Consider the following 21,234-nt stretch of genomic DNA (forward strand, 5'->3'; position numbering starts at 1 on the left):
TCAATTATGTCGTTTCTCTATCTACTAACTCTGGTAATAACTCTATATGCTTCACATCTAATTTCTCTTCACTAATCTTTTCATATAATAATTCAAACGCTCTCATTCCAACGTTTTTACTAGAATGCGAAATCGTCGTTATACCCAATATATCTGCCACCTCTTGATCATCACACCCGATAATCGTAATATCACCCGGAATACGAATTCCTTGTTTTTTTGCTTCTGTAACCATCCCCGCTGCAATATGGTTACAAGATACAAGGAACGCCGTCGGTTTTACTGACATATGAGCCCATTCTCTAATTACATTGCGTCCATCTTCCACTGTAAAACAACCCTCAAATTTCCAGGTCTCTAACGGTGTTACGGTACTCTGTTGAAGCGAATCTTCATACGCCTTCTTTCGTCTTTGGCTATTAACGCTATTACTTCTTCCAATACAATATCCAATACGTGTATGACCGGTATCTATTAAGCTTTTCATCCCATGTGAAAATACTTTGTAGTAATCGATATGGACACTTGAAATGCATTTTGAATCTATTTCTTCACACATAACAATCGGGCCGAATTTCCTATATTCTTCAAGCTTCTCCTTACTATTTGCCCGAGAACAAATAATAACCCCATCAAGCTTTTTCATTTTTAACATATTTAAAATTTCTAGTTCTCTTTCTTCGCTATAATTCGTCTGGCAAAGCATCATATTATAATTATTCTTTGCTGTTTCCTTCGATATTCCTTCAATAATAGCGCTATAATATTGATCATTTACGTGCGGTAATAAAACGCCAATTACATTCGTTTTTCCCTTCACTAAATGAATTGCATTCACATTTTGCGTATAATTTAATTCTTCTATAATTGCTAAAATTTCTTTTCGTTTCTGTTCATTCACATAAGGATGATTATTTAGTACACGTGAAACAGTTGAAATAGATACCCCAGCAAGTTCAGCAATCTTTCTTATATTTGTCATCTCATTTTCCCCTTCTCACAAAAATTCTCCCTTGACCTGGTAAGCTTTCCACAATATATCCTTTCCTAGCAAATACATTTTGAAAGGATATACAACTATGTTTCGATTCAAATTAGAATATATATTTTTCATTGGCGGTCTACTCATTCTCGCCATCGGTATTAATATGATGACGACCATTACTTCCTTTGGACTTAGCCCTTATGATTCCTTCTTTATTGCACTATATCAAAATTTCGGGATAAGTATAGGTTTTTGGATTTTCATGATTAACTTCGCTTTTACACTTATCGTACTCTTTTGGAATAAAAAACAAATAACAATTGGTACTATCGTAACGATGGTTCTTATTTCTCTTTTTGTTGATTGGATTGGTTCCACTACAACTATTATGGATGCTATCCGCTCTCTTCCAAAATATATAACACTTATTTGCGGAAATCTATTTGTTGGAGCTGGAATTGGCCTTTACGTCTCTACGAACCTTTGCCCAGCACCTCAAGAAGCTTTCGTTTTAACGGTTGCTGAGAAGAAAAAATGGACGTTTAGAAGAACAGAGATTTCATTAGCCTTTTTATTTTTAACGCTAAGCTTTTTATTAGATGGACCTATCTATTTTGGAACAATCATCTTATCCTTTACAACAGGCTGGATTATCCAAGCATTTATTCAAGTTGGTACGCAGATTTTAAATAGAAAAGAGCCTATTAAGCAAGCTGCTTAATAGGCTCTTTCTGTTTTATGGTAAGAGATACTACTTAGCATCCCCTTCAATTCGATAGTTCGCTTTCAAACAATCTATTTCTTCATACCCTTGCAACGTATGTAGAATATAATCATAATCAGCAAGAGACGCACGATGCGTTACAATTACAATTTCAGCCTTTCCTTTCTCTTCAAGCGGCATTTGAATAATTTTTTCAAAGCTAACTCCGCGCTCAGAGAATAATGAAGTGATCTTTGCAAATACACCAATTTCATCTTTTACATGAAGTCTTAAAAACTTCTTCACAACAATTTCGTCTGGCTCTTTTAGTACCTTTTGATATTGCGGGACTACAGCACTATTTCCTGTTACCCCTAATCTAATATTTTGCATTACAGCTACTAGGTCGGAAACAACAGCCGTTGCTGTCGGTAAACTTCCTGCACCTGGTCCATAAAACATTGTTTCTCCAACTGCTTCACCATACACATATACAGCGTTATATTCGTTTTGCACGGCCGCAAGAGGATGTGTATTTGGAAGTAAAGTCGGTTCAACTGTAACCTCTAATTTTTCACCATCTCGCTTCGCAAGACCGATTAATTTAATCGTGTATCCTAAACTCTTACTGTATTCAATATCTTCTTCTGTAATAGAAGTAATCCCTTTTACCTTCACATCTCCAAGCTCTACATTTGTAGAGAAACCAAGGGTAGCCAAAATTGTCATTTTTCTTGCTGCATCTAAACCTTCTACATCTGATGTTGGATCCGCTTCTGCAAATCCAAGTTGTTGGGCTTCTTTTAACACGTCGTTATATGCTCTCCCTTCGTCTGACATTTTCGTCAAAATAAAATTAGTCGTTCCATTTACAATTCCCATTACTTTCGTAATAAGATCTGAAGAAAGTCCTTCTACGATACTGCGTAAAATTGGAATTCCCCCTGCCACACTCGCCTCATAGAATAAATCAGCCTTATTATCTTTTGCTGTCGCTAATAATTCAGCTCCATGTAATGCCATTAAGTCTTTATTTGCAGTTACAACATGCTTTCCGCTTTTTAAAGCTTGTAAAATATATGATTTTGCATCCTCAATGCCACCCATCACTTCGATGACAACATCAATATTTGGATTATCTAAAATTTCATGTGCATCTTGTGTTAATAGAGTAGAAGGTACCTCTACCTCTCTCTCTTTCTCAATGTTTTGCACTAATACTTTCGTTACCTTCACTGGACAACCTACTTGGTGTATGAGTCGTTCTTGATGATCCGTAATAATACGAACCACACCACTGCCAACCGTCCCAAGACCTAATAACCCAACTTGAATTTCTTTCATAGTACTTTCCACCCCTCAAAAATTGTGTTTAGATGAAATTATATGAGTAAAAAACCTGAAAAACAATGTATTTTGAACATTCGGAAAAATAAAGGTTAATCTTTACAAGGAAAACGTTACCACGTGTTACACAATCTTTCTTTACAATATATAAGGGGTTTCTTGATACACGTAATAATTCAGCCAATTAGAGAATAATAGATTCCCATGGCTCCTCCACCGTACAAGCGGCTTCTCATTTGGATTATTATGCTTAAAATAGTTTTTCGGCACATCAATATTTAACCCTTTTTGGCGGTCCCGGTCGTATTCTTGCTTTAACGTGTCACAACTATATTCACTATGCCCAAGCGCAAACACTTGTCTTCCTCCTTGCCCAATAACAAGGTGAACACCTGCTTCCTCAGAGTTTGCTAACAGTGTTAATTCTGTCACCTCTCTAATATCACTCTCTCGTACTTCTGTATGACGAGAATGCGGGGCAAAAAACAATTCATCAAACCCTTGTAACAGTTTCACATGTTGCTCGCAAACTTCATGTTCAAACACACCGAACATTTTTTCCTTAAGAGGATACTTTGGAACGCCATAATGATAGTACAAACCAGCCTGTGCTCCCCAGCAAATATGAAGCGTAGATGTTACATTCGTTTTTGAATACTCCATAATATGTTTAAGCTCTTCCCAATAATCTACCTCTTCAAAAGCAAGGGTCTCCACTGGCGCTCCTGTAATAATAAGCCCATCAAACTTTTCATTTTCAATATCACGAAACGTTTTATAAAAGCTTGTTAAATGTTCTTGCGTTACATTACGAGATAGATGTGATTCCATATGAAGCAAATGAACATCTAATTGTAACGGTGTGTTTCCAATTAAGCGAAGTAATTGCGCCTCTGTATCTTGCTTCGTTGGCATTAAATTTAATATAGCAATTTTCAAAGCACGTATATCTTGTGTTTCTGCCCGCTCCTTCGTCATTACAAAAATATTTTCTTTTTGCAACACTTTGCGAGCCGGTAAATCTTTATCAATTATGATCGGCATGTGTTTTGCCTCCAACTAGAGCTGCTTCTAAATCTGCAATAATATCAGAAACATCTTCTATACCAACCGATAAACGAATTAAATCAGATGTAACACCAGCTAAACGCTGATCTTCAGCATTTAATTGTCTATGCGTCGTACTAGCAGGATGTATAACGCAAGTTCGTGCATCAGCTACGTGCGTTACGAGAGTTGCTAGTTTTACATTTGCGATAAATTCTTTTGCTGCTTCTAATCCGCCTTTAATACCGAAAGTTAAAACACCACTAGCACCTTTTTTCAAATACTGTTGTGCTAATGAGTAATTTTCATTACTATCTAAGCCCGGATAATTCACCCATTCAATACGTTCATGATTAGCAAGCCAATTAGCAACTGCAAGAGCATTTTCACTATGACGTTCCATTCGTAAATGCAATGTTTCTAAGCCAATATTGCTAATATATGCATTGAATGGGCTCATACAATTTCCATAATCTCTTAATAGCTGAACACGTGCTTTCACAATATACGCTGCTGCACCAAAGTTTTGAACGTAACTTACACCATGATAACTTGGATCTGGTTCAACAAGTTCAGGATACTTCCCATTTGTCCAATCAAAGTTTCCACCGTCAATTACAATACCGCCTAAGGAGCTCGCATGCCCATCGATATATTTAGTCGTAGAATGAACAATAATATTGGCCCCATGTTCAAACGCCTGGCATAAATAAGGAGTTGCTAATGTATTATCAACGATAAAAGGTACCTCTAATTCTTTAGCGGCAGCTGAAAATTCTTTAAAATTTAAAACATTCATCGCTGGATTTCCTAACGATTCTGCATAGATAAGTTTCGTCTTGTCATTAGCAAGCGCCGTAATTTCATCTGCCGTTAAATTTGGATTAAAGAACGTAACATCAATGCCCAGTTTACGCAAACTCACTCCAAATAAATTAAACGTTCCCCCGTAAACCGTTGAAGAACAAAGTAAATGATCCCCACTACTACAAATATTTAAAACGGCGAGCATAATAGCTGCTTGCCCAGAAGCCGTTGCAACAGCTCCTACACCGCCTTCTAAATCTGATAACTTCTGCTCAAATGCGGCTAGAGTAGGGTTTCCAATACGCGTATAAATATATCCTTCTGCCTCTAAGTTAAATAGAGCTGCTAAATCATCCGAAGTATCGTATTTATACGTTGTGCTTTGATAAAGTGGTAAAACACGTGGTTCACCATTCTTTGGCGTATAGCCACCTTGCACACAAATCGTTCCTTTTCCCCATGATTCTCCCATCTCTCATTCTCCTTTCTTTTATACAAAATAAAAAACTGCCCCTTTCCTGAAAACAAGAAAGGAGCAGTTTGAAAACACGCTCTAAAGGCTCTTTCTTATCTCTCAGGATTACTACCTGCAGGATTTGGCACAATTCCGTTATACGGCTGTTGCCAAGGTTTCATCGGGCCTGTCCCTCCACCTTTTCTTGATAAGACTATGCAATTACCGTTGATTTTATAGCAATAATTTCCTAATGTCAAACAGTTTTTCTGAATGTTCTAAAATAAATGTTAACAGTTTCATATAAAGCAACAAAAGAATTATATTCCATACTAACTCGAAAAATACCTTAGAAAAAAATGATTCATGTAAAATAAACCCGAATCATCTATTTTCATTAAACAAACTGTTTTAATAGAGCGTATAATTCTTCAAAATTATGCACTTCATATGTCGGTATAATCCCACTATCATTTAATTTTCTTTCTGGATTAAACCAACAAGTATCAATTCCCGCTACATATCCACCTTTAATATCAGCGCTTAATGAATCCCCAATAATCAGCCCTGCTTCAGGTGCAAAGTTAGGAATCCGTTCAAAAACATAATCAAAATACTCTTTCATCGGTTTTTGAAAACCTGTATCTTCCGAAACAAAAACATCTTTAAATAATGAATGTAAACCTGCATTACGCAAACGTTTATCTTGCGTCTTAGAAACACCATTTGTCACTATATACAATTCATACTCTCCTTGAATTTGATTTATAAATTCAAACGCACCTTGCATGAGTTGATTTCCTTCTTCTAAGTAGTTACGATAATTATTTTCGAATAATATTCCATCTACTTCTTCTCCATACTCTTTAAACAACAGAGAAAATCGTGTATTTACAACTTCATTGCGTGATAGTTCTCCTTTTTCAAAAGCATCCCAAAGACCTTTATTTATTTTTTTATAACGAGCCTCTATCTCGTCTGTTAAAGGGATTCCCTTCTCTTCAAAAAGCACCCGTAAAGCCACTTTTTCAGCCCTTTGGAAATCTAGTAATGTATCATCTACATCAAATAACAATGTTTTATATTTTTTCATAAATTCATCACACTCTCTTTTCTACAAAAACAAATTTACATAAATCGTATCATTCCTTCTTGTAAAGATAATAGGAGATATCTCATACTATACATGGGGGGTGAAAATATGAAAATCAGCAAAAATGAGGAAGAAATTTATCAATACATGCGAATCCATCAATTCCATACCCTATTTTCATTTCATGTCTTGCCATATGTAGAGCTGCATTCTTTTCAAACGAAAGAGATGATATGTAGCGAAGGAAATGCTCTCCCTTATCTCTATTACTTAATTTCTGGGAAAGCAAAAATATATATGAGTCATCAAAACGGGAAGGTTTCATTAATTAACTTTATTCAAGCACCATCTTTTATCGGAGAATTAGGATTAATAGGAGTAGAAAATATTACCAAATCCGTTGAAGTACTAGAAGATTGTGTATGTTTGGCACTTCCTCTTAAAGATTGTCAGCAACTTTTATTACAAGATGCAACGTTTTTACAGCACTTATGTAAATTTATTGGAGAAAAGACAATTACTCGCACTGAAAATTACGCAAAAAACTATAGTTATCCTTTTGAAAATCGATTAGCTGCTTTTATTTTATTAACAGAGCAAAATAATTGTTATATAGAAAAGCATACCGAGGCCTCGGAATATTTAAATGTCAGCTACCGTCATCTTTTATATGTATTAAATCAGTTTTGCCAACAAAATTATTTAAGAAAAGAAGGCCGAACATATTATATACAAGATCGAAATACATTAGAAAAACTTGCTGATGAACTAAAAATATAAAAAACAGCATTAACATGTAAACGTTAATACTGTTTTTTCGAGTGACGATTATAATTTTAATTAAAATTCACTTGCTACTTTAGCTGCTTCTTCAAGACCTGCAGCGATGATTTCTTCTGCTTTATCTGGGAATTGGTTATGCCCTTCAATAACTACTGTTTCCATGTTTGTTGCGCCGAAGAAGCCCATCATACTTGCTATATATTTAACAGCCATTTCTACCTCAGCTGCTGGACCTTCTGAATATACGCCGCCTCTTGCATTTAATAATGCAATCTTCTTATCTCCGATTAGGCCAACTGGACCCTCTGGCGTATATTTGAACGTTTTACCAGCACGGTTTAAATAATCAATATATGTGTGCAATACTGCTGGAATCGTTAAGTTCCATAATGGGAAGCCGAAAACAACTTTATCAGCTTCTAGGAATTGATTTAAATACTTATCAGCAACTGCTACTGCTTTTGCCTCTTCTTCTGTTAAATCAAATCCTTTACCTACCTTGAATGTACCATTGATCATGTCTACGCCTACATATGGTAATTCTTCTTTATATAAATCAAGTTCTACTACTGTATCATTTGGATGTGCTTCTTTATAGTTTGCTAAAAATGCCTCATATAATTTTACACTAACTGCTTGTTCCGCTGGACGGTTATTTGCTTTAACGAATAAAACTGTTGCCATTATTTATTCCTCCTAGTACTCACTCTTATGTGGTTATATGCTTTCAAAAAGGTATCCCCTGTAATTGTTGTTTTGTTGCTTACCAACATATTTTATCTTTATATCAAGACAATTTCTTCCTCACATAGACGTATTTTTCCATAAAAAAAGTCCACCTTCTAAAGGCGAACTTGGTCTTACGACTTTCGTCTTATACAATTCCATTTTTAACTGCATATAATGCCGCTTGCGTACGATCAGATAAATTCAACTTACTCAAAATACTACTTACATGCGCCTTAACTGTCTTTTCTGTAATAACTAAAACAGATGCAATTTCCTTATTGCTCATCCCTTTCGCTAATAGCTGCAATACTTCATTTTCTCTCGCTGTTAGCACATCCACTATAGAAGGTTCTTCTTCCTTTTCTTCTACAGGTAATGTTTGAGAGAGAAGAGCATTTGCTATATCCGGATGTAATTGAATATTACCTTTATATGCGCTTCGAATAGCCTCAACAAGCTGATCCGGTTCTACATCTTTTAAAATATACCCACTTGCTCCAGCCCTTAATGCAGGTAACACATGCGCCTGATCAGAAAAACTAGTCAATACAATTACTTTCACATTTGGATACTCTTTTTTAATATATGCCGTCGCCTCAACACCATCCATTTCAGGCATATATAAATCCATTAATATAACATCAGGATTTGTTTCTCCTACTTTCACTAACGCTTCTTTCCCATTATTCGCTTCTCCAACTAACTCTAAATCTTCCTGTGTACTTAAGAAAAATGCTAATCCTTTTAAAACAACTGTATGATCATCAACTAACAATACTTTTATTTTCACGAACTTCCCTCATTTTCACATCATAATGGTACGTTTATTTTTACACTTGTTCTTTTCTTATCACTTACAATTTTAATTGTTCCACCAACTAATTCTACTCTTTCGCGCATCGTAGTCATACCTAGTGATTTCTTTTCTTTTATATTCTTTTCCACAAAGCCCTTTCCTTCATCAACTATTTCTAATGATACATTTTTCTCATTCACTGTAAAATAAATCGTCGCTTCTTTTACACCTGCATGCTTACTTACATTGTTCAGTGCTTCTTGGCCTATGCGCCACAAAGCTTCTTCTACTACACGCGGTAAATCACGAACACCCGTAACTTGCTCCCTTATTTTCAGTCCCAAATTTTGACCGTACTTCTTTAGAGCTGGCAATAATCCTTTTTCTAATCCTGCCGGACGAAGCTGCCAAATTAATGTCCTCATTTCTTTCAAAGCTCCTTGCGCAAGTTCACGCATCTCATGCAAAGATTGATCTACCTTTTCATTTTTACCTTTTAAAACTGCCTCGGCGCCTTTTGTCATGAAGGTTAATGAAAATAATTTTTGCGAAACAGAATCATGTAAATCTCTTGCTAGCCGATTTCTTTCTTCCATTCTTACAAGTTCACGACGCTGTTCGTTTAGCCTTAAATTCTCTATTATTAATGAAACATGGTTCGACAGCGCTTGAATTACATCTATTGTATTAGCATCAAATCCTCCATTATTCAAGCTAACACATAAAACACCAAATATATGGTTTTGAATATGTATTGGTGTAGCAATAACAGCTCGATTTAGATTTACATTATGTCCTATTTGATGTTTTATTAGAACTGGTTGATCTTGCTCTAACGCCTTCTTGGCCGCCTCTTTTACATCCTCTTGTAATTCTTCCTGAACGTAAGACGCTCGCAAAGATAATTCTTTTTCCTCCCTAATAAAAAGCGCCACTTGATTCCATTGAAATACTTCACCTACGTGATTTACCACCTTTTCAGGTAATACATTAAACTTATGAATCGTTTTTAAATCTTGAATGAAACGCTCTAATTTCACATAATAATGTGCTCTTCTTTTTTCATTTTCATATAATTTTGTTCGCTTTAAAGCCGTACCAATTTGGAAAGCAACCGATTGGAGTAATACTAATTCTTCTTCCGAAAAATGTGTTTTACCCGGACTTGCAACATTTAACAACCCAAATTTTTCTCCTCCAGCTTTTAAAGGAACAGTAGCATGATGAAGAATGCCCTCCGTATCTCCCCAATTATATTCAATTGCATTATTAATTCTTTTACATTCAATAATATTAACGGCTCTCTCTAATTTCCCATCTACAAAACCTCGTAAACACCAACACTCACCTTCGCACATCGGGCGTTTATTCTCATATGTAAGTGCCTCTGGTAATTGGTAATCAATCAACTTCGTATACTTCCCATTTTCATCCGCAAGAAAAATCCATCCTGTCGTTAAGCCTGTTACACTTAGTAATTTCTCTAGGACAGCTTGCAATACATGATATGTATCATTTGATGTATTTAATGTTTCTGCAATTTCCTTTAATATAACTAATTCATTTGTACGATTATCTCGAAACATACTCAGTCTCCTGCATACAAGATTTTAAATAGCTCTTAAAATAAATCATCTACTTTTCACTTTGTACTTATTCGTAACATTGATATAATGGTGAGAACATAGTTTTCATTATATCACTCGAGGGGGCTTTCATAATGACATTAAATAAAGCACTTACTATCGCTGGTTCTGACACAAGTGGCGGTGCTGGTATACAAGCAGATTTAAAAACATTCCAAGAACTGGGCGTATACGGAATGACATCTCTTACAACAATCGTAACGATGGATCCACATAACGGTTGGGCACATAACGTATTTCCAATCCCAGCTTCTACATTAAAACCACAATTAGAAACAACAATTGAAGGTGTTGGCGTAGACGCTTTAAAAACAGGTATGCTTGGATCAGTAGAAATTATTGAAATGGTTGCAGAAACAATCGAAAAGCACAATTTCAAAAATGTAGTAGTTGACCCTGTTATGGTATGTAAAGGTGCAGATGAAGCATTACACCCTGAAACGAACGATTGCTTACGTGACGTTCTTGTGCCAAAGGCATTAGTTGTAACGCCAAACTTATTTGAAGCTTACCAATTAAGCGGTGTGAAAATTAATTCTCTTGAGGACATGAAAGAAGCAGCGAAGAAAATCCACGCTTTAGGTGCCAAATACGTACTAATTAAAGGTGGAAGCAAACTTGGTACGGAAACTGCAATCGACGTCCTATATGATGGAGAAACATTCGATCTTTTAGAATCAGAAAAAATTGATACTACAAATACACACGGCGCAGGTTGCACATATTCTGCTGCAATTACAGCAGAACTTGCAAAAGCAAAACCTGTGAAAGAAGCAGTAAAAACTGCTAAAGAATTCATCACAGCTGCTATTCGTTACTCATTCAAAATTAACGAATACGTAGGTCCAACTCACCATGGTGCATATCGTAAATTCGTTGTATCAAAAGAACTTGTCTAATATATAAATAAAAAACACTCACAAAGTTCATACATTGCCTCTGTGAGTGTTTTTTATAAGCTTTATGTCTTCTGGTCATCTTATCTTTAAGATGCAGAGCTGACCTTATTTCTACCATTTCGTTTCGAGTAGTATAACGCATCATCCGCCGCTTGAATAAATTGCTCCGGTGATTCTTCATATTCTGAAACTCCTACCGAAACCGTAATTTTTATTTTCTTTCCATCTAACAATTGAAATGGATGATTTTCAACAGCTGTACGAATTTGCTCGCCCACACGAACTCCGTAAGCTAATCCCATATTTGGTATCAAAAGCGCAAACTCCTCTCCACCCTTTCGAAAAGCCAAATCCGGAAATTGTGAAGTTTCTCGTAAAATACATCCTACTTGTTTTAACACTTCGTCCCCTGCAGGATGCCCATACATATCATTTACATACTTAAAGTGATCAATATCTATAAGCAATAAACAAAATGAATCATTTTTCATGTTCTTATTACTAATATGACGATTCATCTCTAAATCAAACTGCCTTACGTTTCCTAGTCTTGTCAATGCATCTATCGTCGCGTATTGCTTCATCGTTTGAAATAACTCGTTAGATTGTAAAACATAGTTTGCACTTATGAATGTTATGTAACCTGTAGTAATACTAGAAATGAAATATAATCCTACTACTTGAATGTCTTTAATTAACCATATATATAGCGCTGGGATTAGAATAGATAAAATATATGTGTGTAACCATACCCACTTTTCCCCTAAGGAAAGCCTCATACGCGAAAGAAAGATGCTACCTATTCCTATCGCAATGATTGTATAAAAAGCCACTTGAGAAGCTAATGAATAATCCATAAATAATAGCCTAATTACTAAAATCATACCTACAGTTATAGTACTTGCTATTGGTCCTCCAATTATAACGGCTAAAATGACAGCTAAGTAGCGCAAATCTAATAGGATAGTACCAACATGAACACCGAAATACATTAGCAATATACCTAATATTCCAGTAAAAATACCGACTACACATTTCTGCCAAAAAGAGAATCCTTCTTTTAACGGCTTATCCCTTAAAAGCTGTCCTCCAATAAAAATAAAGGAAAGAATAATTGTTGTATTTACAAATAAGTCTCTTAACATAAAATAATCTCCCTACTTTTCCATCTATCCCCTTCCTCACTTTATTGTATACGAAATACCTTTAATTCCCAAAGTTTTTGTTTATTTTTTGCTGTTCCACGTGAAACAGCAAAAAATAAAAAGGGCGAAAACTCGCCCTTTTTTCATTAACAACAGCGTGATATTTTTCCACCCTTTGCGTTAAATCTTGCTTCTTGTGCCTCAGCAAAAAACTGCTTTTGACATAAAACCTCTTCTTCAGGATGATGTTGTTTCATATGCTCTACGTATACTTCATAACTTGGTACCCCAACGAGCAAACTAATAAAGCGTTTTCTTTCACTCCATACTTGCCACAACTTTTTAAGCATAGTTCCTCGACTCACTTTCATCTCTAGGAATATATGGTGCCTCTTTTAACGGCATTGGCTTATTTCTTAATACTTGGATCCAAATTCGAAATGCTGAAATTAACACAGCAATTACAACTATCATAAAAATTCCGCAAAGCGCTGCATCGATATAATCATTGAAAATAATTTGCTTCATTTGAGCGACATTTTTAGCTGGCGCTAACACTTTTCCCTCATCTAATGCTCTCTGAAATACCTTTGCATGCGATAGAAATCCAATTTTAGGATTTTCATGAAATAGCTTTTGATACCCCGCCGTCATGGTTACAATCAGCAACCCGACAGTTGGAATAAGTGTTACCCAAACGTACGCCTTTTTTCCCATTTTGAACAAAATTGTCGTTCCAAGTAATAATGCAATACCTGCTAGCATTTGATTTGCAATACCGAAAAGTGGCCATAATGTATTAATTCCACCGAGCGGATCTATTACCCCTTGGTATAAGAAATATCCCCACCCTAATACACATAATGTTGTAGCGATTACATTCGCTAATGTAGAATCCGTTTTCCCAAATGGCTTATATACATGCCCTAAAATATCTTGAATCATAAATCGGCCGACACGCGTTCCGGCATCAATCGTTGTTAAAATAAATAGGGCTTCAAAGAGAATCGCAAAATGATACCAAAATGCCATCATGGCCGTTCCACCTATTACTTGTGAGAAAATATATGCCATACCTATCGCTAATGTTGGCGCACCACCTGTACGTGATAAAATCGTTTGCTCTCCAACATTTACAGCGAGATCTTTTAGTTCATTTGGTGTAATAGCAAATCCCCATGAGGAAATAACTTGAGCTGCCTGCGAGACATCTGTACCGATAAGTGCTGCGGGACTATTAATTGCAAAATACGTTCCCGGTGTTAATACACAAGCTGCAATCATCGCCATCGCTGCTACAAACGACTCCATTAACATTGCTCCATAACCGATTGGCTGTGCGTGTCCCTCTTGCTCAATCATCTTCGGCGTCGTACCTGATGAAACAAGAGCATGGAATCCAGACACTGCACCGCAAGCAATAGTAATAAATAAGAATGGGAATAAGTTTCCAGAGAACACCGGACCAGTTCCATCAATAAATTTCGAAACTGCTGGCATTTGTAAATCTGGTGCTACAATTAAGATACCGATTGCTAACCCTACAATTGTTCCAACTTTTAAAAATGTACTTAAATAATCACGTGGTGCTAAAAGCATCCAAACTGGTAATGCAGATGCAATAAATCCATATACAATAAGCATAATAGCAATTGTTTCACCACTAAATGTGAACATACTTGCAAGTGTTGGATTTTCTGCTACATACTGTCCTCCAACAAGAGATAAAATAAGTAGGATAATACCGATTACTGATCCTTCTCCAACACGACCAGGCCTAATATAGCGCATATAAACTCCCATTAAAATAGCGATAGGAATCGTTGCTGCTATCGTAAACATTCCCCAAGGACTTCCGATTAGTGCCTTTACTACGACCAACGCTAATACTGCTAATAAAATAATCATAATTCCTAAAATACCTATCATTGCAATTAGTCCTGTAACAGGTCCAATCTCATCTTTAATCATTTCTCCTAACGATTTACCATTACGTCTCATTGAAGCAAATAAAATAACAAAATCTTGGACAGCCCCCGCAACAACTACCCCAACAATAATCCAAATGGTCCCTGGTAAATACCCCATTTGTGCCGCTAAAATCGGTCCTACTAAAGGTCCCGCTCCAGCAATCGCTGCAAAGTGATGTCCAAACAATACCCACTTATTTGTTGGAACATAGTCTTTCCCATCATTTAATGTATGGGCTGGTGTTTGCCGATTATCATCTAAATTAAAAACCTTTCTCGCTATAAATCTACTATAAAAGCGATAAGCAACTGCATATACACATACGGCAGCTACTAAGAGCCATACAGCATTAATGGTTTCACCTTGTGATAAAGCTATTACCCCAAAAGCACCTGCTCCTACTGTTGTAATAACGCCCCAAAGTAAGATCGATTTCAATGTCTTCACATACAATTCCCCCAATACTATTTCTTAGTGGAGATTGTACTAAATTTTCTGAATATTTAACTTGAATCCTCCCTATCATGAAGGATTTTCAGTTTATCATGTTAAAATACTCTCATTATCTACTATAATTCAATATTATTTCGAAGGCGTTTTACATAATTACGACTGACTGGAATCGGTTGCTCATCATACCTATCTAAATACAAATTATACGTGCCATTATAATAAGGTTTCAGTTCTTTTACATATGACATATTAATTAAATAGCTTTTATGTACACGTAAAAAATCATATGCATTTAGCTTATTTTCTAATTCCTGAAGTGTATATGTTGAAATATACTGATTATTCGTTGTGTAAATTGAAACAGTTTTATTTTCTTTATTTTTACTTACATATACGATATCTTCTGGAAGAATATATCGTATGCCCTCTTGACTTTCTATCGGTAGTTTTCGCAAATAACTCTTTGCTTTCTCACCTTGTTCTTTACCTATTTTATATAAAAGAAATTGTAAATCTTCTTCACGAAATGGTCGCAATAAATAATAAAATGCTTGGAAACGAAAAGCTGTAATAGATTCTTCTATGTTTTCACCTACAAAAATAAATTTTGTATAGCAATTTATTTCTCGTAATAAACTTGCATATTCAAAACCAGTACCATCTAGTAATTTGGAACTTAAAAAAACAAAGTCTGGTATATGTTTTTTCATCATAAATAAAGATTCTGTTCCTGTCTTTGCTTCAAAACATTCTACATTTCTCATATTTTCAGTGAAATTTTCAGCTAACTCTCTTCTCTCTTCTGCCTCTTCCATAATCAGTAAAATTTTCATTTCTTCAACCACCTAATTCTTTGTCCATATGTCCTGTTGTATACATTCGCTTTTATAAGAAATAATCCCTTTTTCTTACTATACCATGATTTATCTAAAAAAACAGAAAAAAGGAAACCACTTCGGTTTCCTCTCCCCCTTTATCCCGTACTAACTGCCTATAAAGAGCCAAGTAGTGTAGGATGATAAACGATCCAGGATACGTTTAAATTTTCACTTTATACTAATTCTCGTTGCTTCGTTTCCTGTCCAAGTATTATTACAGCGAATACACCAATTAAAATTGATCCACAGAAAATCGTAAATATTAATGATAGTGAAGCTTCTGAGGCAACTAAATATCCCACTAATAGTGGCCCAAGGATACCACCGATACGACCAAATGCTGCTGCCATTCCTGCACCTGTACCACGAATAACCGTTGGATACTGCTCAGGTGTATAGGCGTATAATGCTCCCCAAGCACCTAAGTTAAAGAAGGATAGTAGCATACCTGCCACAATTAATACTGTTAATGAATCCGCAACCCCAAACAAATAAGCACTGCAAGCTGTCCCAATTAAATACGTAACCAAAACAAATTTACGACCGAGACGTTCAATAAACCAAGCAGCGGTGAAATATCCTGGAAGTTGAGCTAATGTCATAATAAGTACGTATTGGAAACTTTTTATTAAACTAAATCCTTTTAGCACCATTACACTCGGTAACCAAAGGAACATTCCATAATAGGAAAAGACAACACAAAACCATAGAATCCATAGCATAATTGTTGCTTTACGATATTCCCCAGACCAAACTGATTTTATATTTTCAATAACAGATGGCCTTTTTTCAACTTTTTGGAACCTTGGGGAATCCGGTAAATTCCATCTTAAATATAAAGCATATAGTGCTGGAACTGCACTCAATACCATCGCAACTTCCCAACCATATTTAGGAATAACAAAATACGAGATAAGAGCTGCAATTAGCCATCCACCTGCCCAAAAACTTTCTAATAACACAACAATTTTCCCACGTTCATGCGCTTCAACACTCTCTGATACTAGTGTAGAGGCAACCGGAAGCTCTCCGCCAAGCCCCATGCCAATTAAAAAGCGTAAAACGAGAAACATCGCGAGTGTCGTCGTTAATGCAGTTAAACCACTACCGATAGAAAATAATAATAATGTAATAATAAAGACTGATTTTCGTCCTATTTTATCTGATAGTATTCCAAAAATAAGCGCTCCTACTGCCATACCGATTGAGTTAATACTGCCTATCCAGCCCATTTCCTGGCTCGTTAATCCCCAATCCTTTTGCAAGGCTACCATTACAAATGAAAGCATTCCAACATCCATTGCATCAAATAGCCATCCAAGCCCAGCTATCCCAAGTAGTTTGCGCTTCGAAATTTCTTTTACCTTGCCCACTAGAAGTCCTCCTTACACAGGTGTCTTTACACATCATTTTACATGTGTGAATTGTATAAGTAAAATACTTTTGTGTAAAAAATTCTCCTTCATCATTCCCAAAAAGTAAAACGTCTATCCTGATTGGTGCGGGCTAATAATCAGTGGGGATGCCTCACTGATTAAAGTTTCAATTTATTAAAAATGAACAAATAAAAAAAGCAGCGATATTTCGCTACTTTTTCGAACGCATTACTTCTTTTAAAAATTCCGCTAATACTAACTGACGACGCCAGCGTGTTGGATTACTGCATAATCTATAAAACCACTCTAAATGAATCGCTTGAATCCATTTTGGTGCACGTTTTACCTCTCCAGCCCATACGTCTAAACTTCCACCCACTCCAACAGCCATTTTCGTTTCTAAACGATGCTTATTGTTTTGGATAAAGTTTTCTTGTCTCGGGAAACCAAGTGCAACAAGTAATAAATCTGGTTTTGCTTCTTGAATGCGAGAAATAATATTCTCTTCGTCTTCTTGTTTAAAATAACCATCTTGTATACCAGCAATGGATACAGCTGAATATGTCTTTGTTAAATGCTCTGCTGCAGCTTGGACAACATGCGGCTTTGCACCTAATAAGAAAACAGATACCGGTTTGCTATCTTCTGATAACTTCGCCAGTAAATTACACATTAAATCAAAACCTGCTACACGTTCTTTTAAAGGTGTACCAAGCATACCGCTTGCTTTTACAACACCAATGCCATCAGGTGTAATTAAATCTGTATTTAATAATGTTTGATAGAACTTTTCATCCTTTTTTGCACACATAACAATTTCAGGGTTTGCTGTTACTACCTGAAACGTATGAGTTCGCTCCGCTTCTAGTTGTTCTTTTAAATATTGGACCGTTTCATCCATTGTCATTGTAGAAAAAGGAACGCCTAGAATATCAACTGTTTGTACTGCCATAGTTAACTATCCTCTCTATCATTACAAGTTTTTCGCTATTAATTGCTTATATGTTTCCTTTGTATCTTCATATAGTTTTTGAAGTGAGAAGTTCATAGTAGCATGCTCATAAATATGTTTTCCCATTTCTGCTAACTCTCCAGTTTTCCACTTATCATACGCTTCTTCTAAAGCTAATGCCAATGCCTTTCCATCACCTGTTGGCACAATCCACCCGTAAGTTTCATCTACGATTAATGGTTCAATTTCTCCAGCCCTAGTCACAATTGATGGTACGCGTTGATTTGCCGCTTCTAATAAAACTAGTGGGAACCCTTCACTATGGGAAGTTAATAAATTTACATGTGACGACGCAAATAATTGTTTTACATCTTGACGATGTCCTAAAAACTCTACTTTATCGTTAATCCCTTTTTCAGTAGCTAATGACTTTAGATTTTCTTCTAATGGGCCATCGCCAACTAATAATACTTTAATTTTCTCTAATTTTGTTTGTTGTAACGCATCGAATAAAACTTCATGTCCTTTGACAGGATGTAATCGTGCTACTTGGATTGCCGTAAATACATCTTCATCAATATTGAACATTTCTTTTTTATTATAACCTTCTGCTTTTTCATTATCGTATTCAATTCCATTATAAATAACATGCATCTTTTCATTTGAAATACCTAATGCTTCCAGGCTTTTTTTCAATCTATTTGTTACAACGAAAAATAAGTCTATATTTTTTAAGGCTTTCAAATTTAATTTCGTAAAAATCCAACCTTTTAAGCCCTGCTTAGTAAAGTCTTGAAATGGATCACTATGAATAGTCGTTACCCATTTTGCCTTTATTCTCTTTTTCATTAAAGAAACATAGAAATTAGCCCTAGGGCCATGTGTATGAACTACATCAAATTTTTCTTTATTAATAAATTCACTTATATTCTTTAAAATGGATAAATCATAGCGCGATTTTTGTGAAAACACATGGACTTTTATCCCTAACTCCCTTGCTTCCTTCGCAACAATTCCATCTTCAAATACTGCTAATTCTACTTCACCAGTTGGAAACTGATCGAGAAGTGAAATAATATGTGTTTTCCCTCCCCCATCTTCTGCTCCTGCATTCATATGCAATATTCTCATATTTTTTCCTCCTTTAAATCCTCGCTACGTTTCCATCTATTTTTATTTTACTGTACTAAAAAATAAAAGCTAACAAAAGTTAGCTTTTATTTTTATCATTCAATTTCTAGGTCTACTATTAGATAAGCTAACACCACTACAAAGTAAATCCCAACTCCTGGTGCTGTTAAAATATGTCCTGCAATATAAGCAATACCTAACGCTAACAATAAGCTTGCTGAAATCATTCCATATTTTATATTAAATATGTCCTTAAATCTCGTAGCAAATGCTAGTAGAATTCTTAGCCCGTAATAAATAAATGGAATCATTAGTAATACAAAGCCAATAATCCCGAAATCATAAAACCAATCATGGAAGTCCATTTCAATTAGTTTTGGATCTGGCTGCTTTTGTTCATTGTATTTAAAGTTACCTGCATAACCCATTCCTAATAACTTTTGTGACATTGGCGCTTCTTTAAAGAACTGCTTATGTCTTTCTTCATATACTTGACGTCCACTGAAAATAAGATTTTCTTGATTTTCTTTCTTTTGCTCTTTCTCAAGCTCTTTCTTAACTTCCTCTTCTATCTTCGCCTTTTCTTCTGGCTTTTCAACTTTATGGTGATTTTCTTCTTTTTCTTTAAGTTCTTGCTCTTTTTTCAGCTTCTCTTTAATTTCTTTTTCTTTTTGACCTTGCTGCGCCACATTTTGCTCTGATAAATAATTATTATGAATGCCCATATTTTGTGCTAATGGTGTTTGTTTAAACGTCCCAACTACACCAGCTAATAGGACAATAGCAATTACTGCATTAAGCGCAAGGGATTTTTTGTTCGGATTTTTTCTATTAAATAATAATTGTAGTACAATGATTCCGATTGCTGCCGCTAACGTAGCACCAATTGAGCCCATTCCTACTTTTGTACCAACTTGAATTAGCGAATAAATCATTAAAAGTGATGGAATCCAATATAAAATGTGTTTCCAGCTCTTTGTTTTTTGAATAGAATATAGTACTACAATAGGGAAAATAATAGCTAAGATTGAACCTAGTTCATTCCCTGCATAGAACCAACCTCGAGAACCAACCTTCATCCATTCATAACTACCAAAATCAGTAGATGTTGAAATAGAAATAACCATAATTGCGTTAATGATTAATGTAGAATATACAATACTATTTCGAACCTTATCACTAATATTAACTGTCTTTTTCAATGATTTTAAAGCTAAAATGTATGATCCCAGCATGATATATATATATAATGCTTTCGCAACGAATTTAACTTCTTCACTAAGTACAATAGGATCCTTAACTAGTTTGTTATTAATAAATCCTACTCCTAAAACTCCGGCTAATAATATAAGATAAATTAAAAACTTTCTATTTTCCTTCTCTTTTGCCTGAATTAAAATGTAAATGCCACCAACAGCCATAATAAGGAATCTTACTAAAATTCCAACGGTAGCATTTGACTTTAATAAAGTGATGCTAAGAGACGTTAATAAATCTAAAACAGGCTGTAAAATAATAAAAAAGAGCAAAAAACGCTCAAATCTAACCCTAGCTTGATTTGCTAACATTCCAAGACCTCCATACAAAATCTTAACATTATCTTTTAATCATAATTTATTATCGTTAAAACACACCTAGCAATTATAACATAACTCATATTCAAATCGAGAACTATTTTTCCAGCTAAAACTAGCCAGGACAAGTATTAATCAATAATAGAAATTACTGTCCTTTAGCTATAATCCCCTATTTTTACAAAAGCTATCTAACAACCATCCCCTTATTTTTGTCAGTATATACATATTTATTTATCAATTTATACAAGCATAAATAAAGTGCCTATCATTGTAATATTTCACCAAATAGGTAACATCAAAAAATGTAAAGTTAATCTTTTCATACCTTTTTCAAAATACTTTATGTCTATTTTCCAAACATTTTCAAACGCTTTCTTTATGTATTTTATCCGTTTTTCTACATGTAGCGAAAAGTAATTGTTATTTCCAATACTTTAGTGTATATTTTTTCTCTGGAACATC

The 21,234-nt window shown here is 35.2% G+C and carries 19 protein-coding genes and 1 riboswitch; of the genes, 3 read left to right on the plus strand and 16 right to left on the minus strand.

Features of this window, described 5'->3' with window-relative positions; all coding sequences use genetic code 11:
• Positions 1–4: 4 nt before the first annotated feature.
• A complete protein-coding gene (locus tag F3I02_RS31035) occupies positions 5–982 on the minus strand; it encodes a LacI family DNA-binding transcriptional regulator (RefSeq protein ID WP_196478749.1) in 978 nt (325 codons plus the stop codon).
• A gap of 97 nt (positions 983–1,079) precedes the next feature.
• On the opposite strand from F3I02_RS31035, the gene F3I02_RS31040 reads away from it, so the two are divergent.
• Entirely contained in the window at positions 1,080–1,706 is a 627-nt protein-coding gene (locus F3I02_RS31040) for a YczE/YyaS/YitT family protein (protein ID WP_000488229.1), read from the plus strand.
• A gap of 30 nt (positions 1,707–1,736) precedes the next feature.
• Here the strand turns inward: F3I02_RS31040 and F3I02_RS31045 are convergent, their stop codons facing one another.
• From F3I02_RS31045 to F3I02_RS31060, 4 genes are all read right to left on the minus strand, one after another.
• On the minus strand, positions 1,737–3,032 hold the full coding sequence (locus F3I02_RS31045) for a homoserine dehydrogenase (protein ID WP_196478750.1): 1,296 nt from the start codon (positions 3,030–3,032) through the stop codon (positions 1,737–1,739).
• Between the two features lie 141 nt (positions 3,033–3,173).
• Entirely contained in the window at positions 3,174–4,079 is a 906-nt protein-coding gene (metA, locus tag F3I02_RS31050; RefSeq protein ID WP_001121539.1) for a homoserine O-acetyltransferase MetA, read from the minus strand.
• Entirely contained in the window at positions 4,063–5,361 is a 1,299-nt protein-coding gene (locus F3I02_RS31055; RefSeq protein ID WP_000504782.1) for a bifunctional O-acetylhomoserine aminocarboxypropyltransferase/cysteine synthase, read from the minus strand. Before F3I02_RS31055 ends, metA begins: the two co-directional genes overlap by 17 nt.
• Before the next feature lie 92 nt (positions 5,362–5,453).
• Positions 5,454–5,558, minus strand: a riboswitch (SAM riboswitch).
• 182 nt (positions 5,559–5,740) lie between these two features.
• Entirely contained in the window at positions 5,741–6,436 is a 696-nt protein-coding gene (locus F3I02_RS31060) for a YjjG family noncanonical pyrimidine nucleotidase (protein ID WP_000760215.1), read from the minus strand.
• 108 nt (positions 6,437–6,544) lie between these two features.
• On the opposite strand from F3I02_RS31060, the gene F3I02_RS31065 reads away from it, so the two are divergent.
• Complete coding sequence (locus tag F3I02_RS31065) at positions 6,545–7,216, plus strand: transcriptional regulator YeiL (RefSeq protein ID WP_000703323.1); 672 nt, start codon at positions 6,545–6,547, stop codon at positions 7,214–7,216.
• A gap of 60 nt (positions 7,217–7,276) precedes the next feature.
• On the opposite strand, the gene F3I02_RS31070 is transcribed toward F3I02_RS31065, so the two are convergent.
• The 3 genes from F3I02_RS31070 to F3I02_RS31080 form a co-directional block, all read right to left on the minus strand.
• Positions 7,277–7,903 (minus strand): FMN-dependent NADH-azoreductase, encoded by a 627-nt coding sequence (locus F3I02_RS31070; protein ID WP_196478751.1) that lies wholly within the window; start codon positions 7,901–7,903, stop codon positions 7,277–7,279.
• Positions 7,904–8,093: 190 nt separating this feature from the next.
• Positions 8,094–8,738 (minus strand): response regulator, encoded by a 645-nt coding sequence (locus F3I02_RS31075; protein WP_000695800.1) that lies wholly within the window; start codon positions 8,736–8,738, stop codon positions 8,094–8,096.
• A 20-nt stretch (positions 8,739–8,758) separates the two neighbouring features.
• Positions 8,759–10,330 carry a GAF domain-containing sensor histidine kinase gene (locus F3I02_RS31080; protein ID WP_196478752.1) on the minus strand — a complete coding sequence of 524 codons (1,572 nt, stop codon included), beginning with the start codon at positions 10,328–10,330 and terminating at the stop codon, positions 8,759–8,761.
• A gap of 134 nt (positions 10,331–10,464) precedes the next feature.
• On the opposite strand from F3I02_RS31080, the gene pdxK reads away from it, so the two are divergent.
• The gene (gene pdxK, locus F3I02_RS31085; protein WP_196478753.1) at positions 10,465–11,289 is read left to right on the plus strand and encodes a pyridoxine/pyridoxal/pyridoxamine kinase; all 825 of its coding nucleotides are present in this window, start codon (positions 10,465–10,467) and stop codon (positions 11,287–11,289) included.
• A gap of 86 nt (positions 11,290–11,375) precedes the next feature.
• Here the strand turns inward: pdxK and F3I02_RS31090 are convergent, their stop codons facing one another.
• The 8 genes from F3I02_RS31090 to F3I02_RS31125 all read right to left on the minus strand — a co-directional run bounded on the left by F3I02_RS31090 (position 11,376) and on the right by F3I02_RS31125 (position 20,763).
• Positions 11,376–12,434, minus strand: coding sequence for a GGDEF domain-containing protein (locus F3I02_RS31090; protein ID WP_196478754.1), 1,059 nt, complete (start codon positions 12,432–12,434; stop codon positions 11,376–11,378).
• A gap of 146 nt (positions 12,435–12,580) precedes the next feature.
• The gene (locus F3I02_RS31095; protein ID WP_000914506.1) at positions 12,581–12,784 is read right to left on the minus strand and encodes a YbdD/YjiX family protein; all 204 of its coding nucleotides are present in this window, start codon (positions 12,782–12,784) and stop codon (positions 12,581–12,583) included.
• A complete protein-coding gene (gene cstA, locus F3I02_RS31100; RefSeq protein WP_196478755.1) occupies positions 12,777–14,852 on the minus strand; it encodes a carbon starvation CstA family protein in 2,076 nt (691 codons plus the stop codon). Before cstA ends, F3I02_RS31095 begins: the two co-directional genes overlap by 8 nt.
• A 122-nt stretch (positions 14,853–14,974) precedes the next feature.
• Positions 14,975–15,691, minus strand: coding sequence for a LytR/AlgR family response regulator transcription factor (locus F3I02_RS31105; RefSeq protein ID WP_000698256.1), 717 nt, complete (start codon positions 15,689–15,691; stop codon positions 14,975–14,977).
• Between the two features lie 218 nt (positions 15,692–15,909).
• Entirely contained in the window at positions 15,910–17,109 is a 1,200-nt protein-coding gene (locus F3I02_RS31110; RefSeq protein WP_000521103.1) for an MFS transporter, read from the minus strand.
• A gap of 214 nt (positions 17,110–17,323) precedes the next feature.
• On the minus strand, positions 17,324–18,064 hold the full coding sequence (locus F3I02_RS31115) for a WecB/TagA/CpsF family glycosyltransferase (protein WP_196478756.1): 741 nt from the start codon (positions 18,062–18,064) through the stop codon (positions 17,324–17,326).
• A 21-nt stretch (positions 18,065–18,085) separates the two neighbouring features.
• The gene (locus tag F3I02_RS31120) at positions 18,086–19,195 is read right to left on the minus strand and encodes a glycosyltransferase family 4 protein (protein ID WP_196478757.1); all 1,110 of its coding nucleotides are present in this window, start codon (positions 19,193–19,195) and stop codon (positions 18,086–18,088) included.
• A 95-nt stretch (positions 19,196–19,290) separates the two neighbouring features.
• Positions 19,291–20,763 (minus strand): O-antigen ligase family protein, encoded by a 1,473-nt coding sequence (locus F3I02_RS31125; RefSeq protein ID WP_000880769.1) that lies wholly within the window; start codon positions 20,761–20,763, stop codon positions 19,291–19,293.
• Positions 20,764–21,234: the final 471 nt, after the last annotated feature.

Origin of the sequence: Bacillus sp. SRB3LM (assembly GCF_015712745.1) — a bacterium.
Lineage (GTDB): Bacteria > Bacillota > Bacilli > Bacillales > Bacillaceae_G > Bacillus_A > Bacillus_A thuringiensis_K.